General features: G+C 68.1%; 4 protein-coding genes. 1 reads left to right on the forward strand and 3 read right to left on the reverse strand.

Annotated elements, in window-relative coordinates; all coding sequences use genetic code 11:
* The first annotated feature begins 261 nt into the window (after positions 1-261).
* Positions 262-1,152 (forward strand): hypothetical protein, encoded by an 891-nt coding sequence (locus ACQR0Z_RS34675; RefSeq protein ID WP_434921641.1) that lies wholly within the window; start codon positions 262-264, stop codon positions 1,150-1,152.
* A 71-nt stretch (positions 1,153-1,223) separates the two neighbouring features.
* Here the strand turns inward: ACQR0Z_RS34675 and ACQR0Z_RS34680 are convergent, their stop codons facing one another.
* The 3 genes from ACQR0Z_RS34680 to ACQR0Z_RS34690 form a co-directional block, all read right to left on the reverse strand.
* Positions 1,224-2,675 (reverse strand): hypothetical protein, encoded by a 1,452-nt coding sequence (locus ACQR0Z_RS34680; RefSeq protein ID WP_434921642.1) that lies wholly within the window; start codon positions 2,673-2,675, stop codon positions 1,224-1,226.
* Between the two features lie 481 nt (positions 2,676-3,156).
* Positions 3,157-5,754, reverse strand: coding sequence for a hypothetical protein (locus ACQR0Z_RS34685; protein WP_434921643.1), 2,598 nt, complete (start codon positions 5,752-5,754; stop codon positions 3,157-3,159).
* Between the two features lie 138 nt (positions 5,755-5,892).
* On the reverse strand, positions 5,893-6,336 hold the full coding sequence (locus ACQR0Z_RS34690) for a hypothetical protein (protein WP_434921644.1): 444 nt from the start codon (positions 6,334-6,336) through the stop codon (positions 5,893-5,895).
* Positions 6,337-6,652 lie beyond the last annotated feature (316 nt).

The following is a 6,652-nucleotide window of genomic DNA, read 5'->3' on the forward strand; positions in this document are numbered from 1 at the left end:
GGACCCGCTCGGATGCCAGAGCCTCATGGTGAGGAGCGCCGCGCCCGTCAGTCAGCTGTTTTCAAAGGAGCCAGCGTGCGGCGCGTCTCGAACCATGAGGCCCGAGCGGGCCCCAACCCTCCGTCCCGTTGCCGCGCCACCCTCAGCCGCAGCCGCTCCGGTCACACGCGCTTTTGTCACGCCCCGGGCTCGGCGCGGGTTGCCGCTCCATGACGGAATTAATACGATCCGATGTCAGTCACATGAAAATTGGAGTGCCGGATGCGTGCGCAGTCGCGAGCCCTGTCGAACCCCGTCGCCCTGTGGTGGGCGATGCTGACGCTGGTCAGCCTCGCCAATATCGCGTTCTGGTTCATCCTGTATCGCCAGCTCGGCGGCGGCAGCGGCACGCTCGCCCAGTCCTCCGACACTAGCGCGATGCTGGCGCTGTCGGCGGCCTATGTGTTCGGCTGCGCCTTCCGCTCGGTGCTGCCGCGCGCCGACGTGCAGCGCATCTGCCTGGTGGACAGCTGGCTGTCGAGCGTGTTCGTCGGCCGCACCGTGGCGACCATCGCCGAGATCGCCTTCGCGGCGCAATGGGCGATCATCCTGGCGCAGCTCGGCGCCATTGCCGACGCCGACACCGCGGTCAACATGGCGCGCCTGATCGTGCCGATCATCGTCGTCGCCGAGATCTGCTCCTGGTACGCCGTCGTCACCAAGAACTTCCTCTACAACGCGATCGAGAACTCGCTGTGGGCGGTGGCCTTCCTGTTGGTGGGCATCGGGCTCGGCCGTCTCCTGCCCGAGTTCGACGGCCTGGTGCGAGGACTCTTGATTGCCGGCCTGATCGGCATCGCCTGCTATCTCGCCTTCCTCGTCGTGGTCGACGTGCCGATGTATGTGAAGCGCTGGCGCATCGAGCGCGCCGCCGGCAAGCCGCTGCTGCATCCGCTGGTGGGCTTGCGCGATTCCGCCACGCAGTGGACCGTGACCCACGAGTTCGAGCACTGGAAGGAAGAGATCGCCTGGATGTCGCTGTATTTCAGCGCCGCGGTCTGGGGTTCTCTGGCGCTGTGTGCGCTGTCGGCGATGAACGATCACGCGCCGCAGGCTCGCGCGCAGGCCGCAGCCGCGCCGCCCGCCATCGAGCAGCCCGCGCAGGTGCGCTGAGCCGCACGCGAGATCGGCGAGACGACAAAGAACCCGCGGTGCATGCACCGCGGGTTCTGTCTGTTCCGGCCTCAGCCGTGCAGCGCGTAGTGATGCGCTTCGGGCATCTGCACGGCGTGGCTGAAGTCGTGCGGCACGTCATGCGCGCCACCGGCGTGGCCCATGTCGACATGCGGCGGCACGATGCCGGTGTTGCCGCCGTGGTGATCGAGGCCGTGATCGCCGTGACCGTGATCGCCGAAGCTGTCGGCGATGATCGGGTGATGCGACGAGCCGTCGCCATGCAGCGGACCGCCGAGGCCCAGACCCGTGCCATGTCCGTCATGGCTGTCGCTGGCCTGGTGGATCGCCTGCGCGATCTGGTCCCAGAAGCCGCCCTGGTGACCATGGCTGCCGTCGTGTCCACCGCCGAGCAGGTCACCGGCGAGCTTGAACAGGTCGCCGAGCGCCGCGCCGGCATTGCCGTGGCTGAGATCGCTGGCGAGCGCGCCGAGGTCGTGGCCGATCGTGCTGGCCTGGTGCCCGACCGCATGCGTCAGATCGCTGGCGGCCTCAGTGAGGCCCGACACGCCCGCGCCGACCGCGTGGCTGATGCCGTTGGCGACGCCCGAGCCGAGCGACTCGGCGGCGTGCGCGACGTCGGAGATGACGTGGCCGAGCGGTCCACCGACCAGGTGCCCCGCGTTCGACACCGCGTCGGTGATGACGCCGAGCGCGCCGTGGCCCAGCGAGGTGCCGACGTCGAGTCCGCCCTTCACCACATCGCCCGCCAGATGGATGCCGTCGGCGCCGACATGCGCGGCGGTGTCGGCGAGCGTGCCGGCCATGCCGAGCGCGCCGTGACCGATCGCGCCGGCCGCTTCCAGCCCGGCATGTCCAAGACCGACCGCGCCATGAACGGCATCGCCCACCGTGGCGATCACGCCATGCGCGAGATCGCCGCCGACCTTCACGCCGCCATTCACGATATCGCTGCCGATATGGCCGATGTCGTGGACGACACCGCCGAGATCGCCATGAGCGAGATGGTTGAGGCCGGAGGCGACGTCGCCGACCACGTGCGCGCCGGTCTGTGCGATGTCGCCGACCACATGGCCCGCGGTCGAGACGACGTCCTGAACGCCATGAATGAGGCCGCCGCCGACCGCCGCGCCGGCATGGCCGACCGCGTTGACGACGCCGCCGACGGTGTGAATGGCTTCGCTGCCGAGATGGCCGATGCCGTGCGCGACGTCATGCACGACATGTCCGACATCACCGGCGACGTGACCCACCGTATGCGCCACGCTGTTGGCGACATCGCCGACCGTATGCGTGACCTTGCCGATGGTGTGAATGACGGAGCCGCCGAGATGCCCGACCTCATGCGCGGCGCCGCTGACCACATGCCCCACGGCATGTCCGACGTCGCTCGCCGCATGCTCCACCGTATGCACCACGCTGGAGGCGGCGTGCCCGACAGCATGGCCGACGTCCTTCACCGCTGACCCGATCGCGTGTCCGATTGCATCAAAGAGACCCATTGTTCTGCTCCCTCGGTTAGTCACCTCACCGCGGGTGACGGCCGCTTTGTCGCAGAGCCCGCGCGCCTTCTCCGTGAGCCGTGTCACGCAGGCGCTGGGACCGAGAATTCAGGGCAGGCGAGGGCAATCGAATCGCGAATGTCCGGGTCAGCGCGCCTTGAGTCGAGCTGATGAGCTCGCCTGAGCGAAGCCGTTCTCGTGAGGGGGCAAACTCTCCAAGCTCCCTCCCCCCTTGTGGGGGAGGGTGGGGAGGGGGGTAGCCACGGGCACCGATCGTGGGGCACCCCCCTCCCTTGCCCTCCCCCACAAGGGGGGAGGGAACGACCTCTAGTGAGGAGAGAGCGCTGCTCGCATCTCGCCTCGGCGCTTCGGCATGAACGATCATCCGCTGCATCGTCGCGTGCAGGGGCCGAGGCCATTCGCAAAACGGCAAAGAGCCCGCGGTGATCATCACCGCGGGCTCTTGCGCGCTTTCCGAAGCTCAGCCGTGCAGCGTGTGGTGATGCGCTTCCGGCATTTGGAAGATGTGGCTGAAGTCGTGGTGCGGGACGTCGTGGGCGCCGCCGGCGTGGGCGATATCGACATGCGGCACGATCGCGTCATGGCTGGCGTGATGGTCGAAGCTGTGGTCCACCGCCAAGTCGGCGATGACAGGGTGATGCGACGACCCCTCGCCGTGCAGCGGGAGGCTGAAGCCGAAGCTCGATGCAAAACCGGCGTCGTGACCGACGTGGCCGCCGTCTCCCGCATGGTGGATCGCCTGCGCCGCGCTCTCCCAGAAGCCGCCCTGACCTGAAGCCGTGGTCAGCGCCGCATGCGACACGCCGATTCCGCTCTCGCTATGTCCCCCCGCATGATGCGGCGCGACGCCGTCGGACGCGGTCACCGCGGCGGCATGGAGCTTGCCGAGCGCATCGCTGACGCCATGGCTGAGATGATCGCGCAGCGCATCGCCCGCCTTCTCGAGCAGGCCCTCGGGGTGCTGGATCGTCGCGTGAACGGTGTCGACCGCCTTGTCCACGACGTGGTGGACGCCGTCGACGGCCTTGTCCACGGCGTTCTCGACCGTGTGCTTGACCCCATCCCAGCCCTTCTCGAACAGCGACCGGTCATCGGCCGGTGCATGCTCCTGTGCCGCGCTGACATGCGGCGCGTTGTCATGCCCGCCGCTCGATCCGCCATCCACGAGATGCAGCCCTTTGTCGGCGGCATCGCCGGCGAGATGCTTGGCCGCGCCTTCGAGCGCGCCGCCGGCCTGGTCGCCCGCTTCCTTGATGCCGTCGGCGATGATGCCGCCGAAATGTCCCGCAAGCGAATTGGCCGCGTCGCGCACCTCGCCGCCGAGCCACTTGCCGAAGGCGCCGCCGAGATCCTGAGCCGCCGCCTTGGCCGCGCCCTCGACGTCGCCATGCAGCAGGGCGGCGGTGGCGCTGGTCGCGTCGCTTGCGGTCTTGGCGAAATCGGCGATCGCCCCGCCGGCATCGCCGCCGATGGTGTGCCCGACGGCGGCGACGAACGCGCCGCCCGCCTTGGCGACGGCCTCGTTGAGCCCGTTGAGCACGGTGCCGAGATCCGCGGCCGCCGCGCCCAGCGCCTTCGCGCCCTCGAGCTCCGCCGCGCCGACGTGCTTCACGGCGTCCACCAGGTCGCTGCCGAGATGGCCGGCATCGCGTAGCGCGCTATTGAGATCGCCATGGCTGATATCCTGGCCCAGGGTGCCGGCATCATGGCCGAGCTGGTCGACGGCCTTGCCGGCCGCGTTGCTCAATCCGCCGGCCGCATCGGTCAGCTTGGTCGCGCCGTCCGTGATCGCGCCGCCGACATGCTGCAGCGTGCTCTTCGCCGCTTCGCCATAACCATGCGCGACATCGCTGAGGAAATCGCCGACCGGTCCGCCGATGATTCCGGCGGCCTTCTCGAGCGTGCCATAGACCATGTCGGTCTCGGCCGAGGCGATGGTGACGGCCATGTCGACGCCACCTTTGACGATCGCGCCGGCCGCATGCTCATAGTCCTGCGCCACCTGCCCGACCACGCCGGCCGCGGTGCCGGCCATGTCAGCGGCGCCGTGCGCAAGCGCCCCCGCGCCCTCGGCCACGGCCTGACCGATCCCGGCCGCGGCGCCCCCGACGTCACGGCCGACAGCGATCACGCCGTGCGCCGCATCGCCCGCGACATCGCCGGCGCCATGGGCGAGGTGCTTGCCGATATCGCCGATGTCGCTGAGCGCGCCGCCGACGTCGCCATGCGTCAGGTGCGAGATGCCATGAACGAGATCACCACCGACCTGTGCGCCGGTGTGGAGCAGATCGCCGCCGATATGTCCGATCGCGCTGCCGACATCGTGCGCCGCATCAGCGATCCCATTCCCCAGCGCGCTGGCGCCGTGACTGATCGCGCTGGCGACGTCGCCGGCGGTGTGCAGGGCTTCCTGGCCGAGCTGGCCGGCGCCATGCACCACCGTCTTCACCGCGTCGACGGCGTCATGGGCGACCGTCTCGCCCACCGTGGCGGCGGCATGCGCGAGCTCGCCGGCCGCGGTCTTGACGCCCGAGGCGATGTCCCCGACCACATGCTCGCCGGTGTGAACGATATCGCCGGCGACTTTTCCAGCGGTCGAGACGACGTTCTCGACCCCATGAACGAGGCCGCTGCCGACATGGCTGATGCCGTTGGCGACGTGGCTGACGGCATGCTCGGCGGTGTGGACCGCGCTCGATGCCGCGTCGCCCACCGCATGCGTGACCTTGTCGACAGTGTGAATGATGGAGCTGCCGACGTGGCCGATCTCGTGCGCGGCGCCGCTGACCGCGTGCTCCACGGTGTGAACCGCGCTGGCCGCCGCGTCTGCCACCGTCGCCACGCGCTTGCCGATGGTGTGAATGACCGTGCTGCCGGCATGGCTGACGTCATGCACGGCGCTGCTGATGGCATGCCCCGCATCGCTGGCTGCATGCTCCACGGCATGCACCACGCTGGTGGCGGCGCTGCCGACCGCCTGCCCGACGTCCGACGCCACATGGGCCACGCCCTTGGCCACTGACGACGCCAAATGTCCGATTGCGCCGAAAATACTCATGTCCTGCTCCCCCGATGTCATGACCGCACTGCGAAACGTCCGCTTTGTCGCAGGGCCGATGCGCGGGTTCCGTGAGCGACGTCACGCACAGGGGGGCGACCACGCATCAAGGCAGGTCGATGGAGATTTGGATCGGCCTCAGTCGGCCTTCACGACACGCGCACCTGTGACGCGTGTGCCTTCGAGTTCGCGCACGATCCGTTCGTCCGCACCGAGTTCGCCGAGATCGAAGTTCTGGTCCGCACCGACAAGGATCACGCGGCGGCTGATGATGACGATGACGGTCACATCGTTCGCTTCCCCGGCGCGGGCCCATTCCCGGATCTGCGCCTCGTAGGGCGCCCGGCGCCAGGCGTCCGGCATGCTCGGATCGCAACGGACTTCGATGCCGTCCTCCGACGTCGTCAGGACAATCTTCGCCTTGCTCGGTTTCCATCGCTCGTCGAGGCGGTCGTTCAGCAGCCATAGGCAGCTGAAGTCGACGCATTCAGCCGGGCGGCTTTGATAGATCGTACAGCCCTGTCGTGGCGCGCAATGCGGGCACCATTCTTGCGCAGGCTTGGCAAGCTGTTCGATCTCCATGACCTTGCAGCACAGCGTGCAATCGCCGCACTGTCTGGGTCTGTTGTCTGAGTGAGCCATCACGGCATCTTCGCGTCGGTGTTCGACGCCTTCAAGTACCCACGTGCCCAGCCGCCGGCACGCAGCCGCAGCATGTCAGCTGCAAGCCGCTGTCGGTTGAACGCAAAATCTCATTTCACCTTTGCAATCAAGCTGATTTGGCGTGTCCAGTCCTATCAGTAAAAATATCCCGCTTCGCAATTTCGGAAAATCATGATCTTATCTCCCTCGTCCCGCCTCATCGACGAGGGGCGCTGCGCGGTCGTCACGAAGCGTG

It is taken from the genome of Bradyrhizobium sp. HKCCYLS3077, assembly GCF_051167555.1.
In the GTDB taxonomy this organism is placed as follows: Bacteria; Pseudomonadota; Alphaproteobacteria; order Rhizobiales; family Xanthobacteraceae; genus Bradyrhizobium.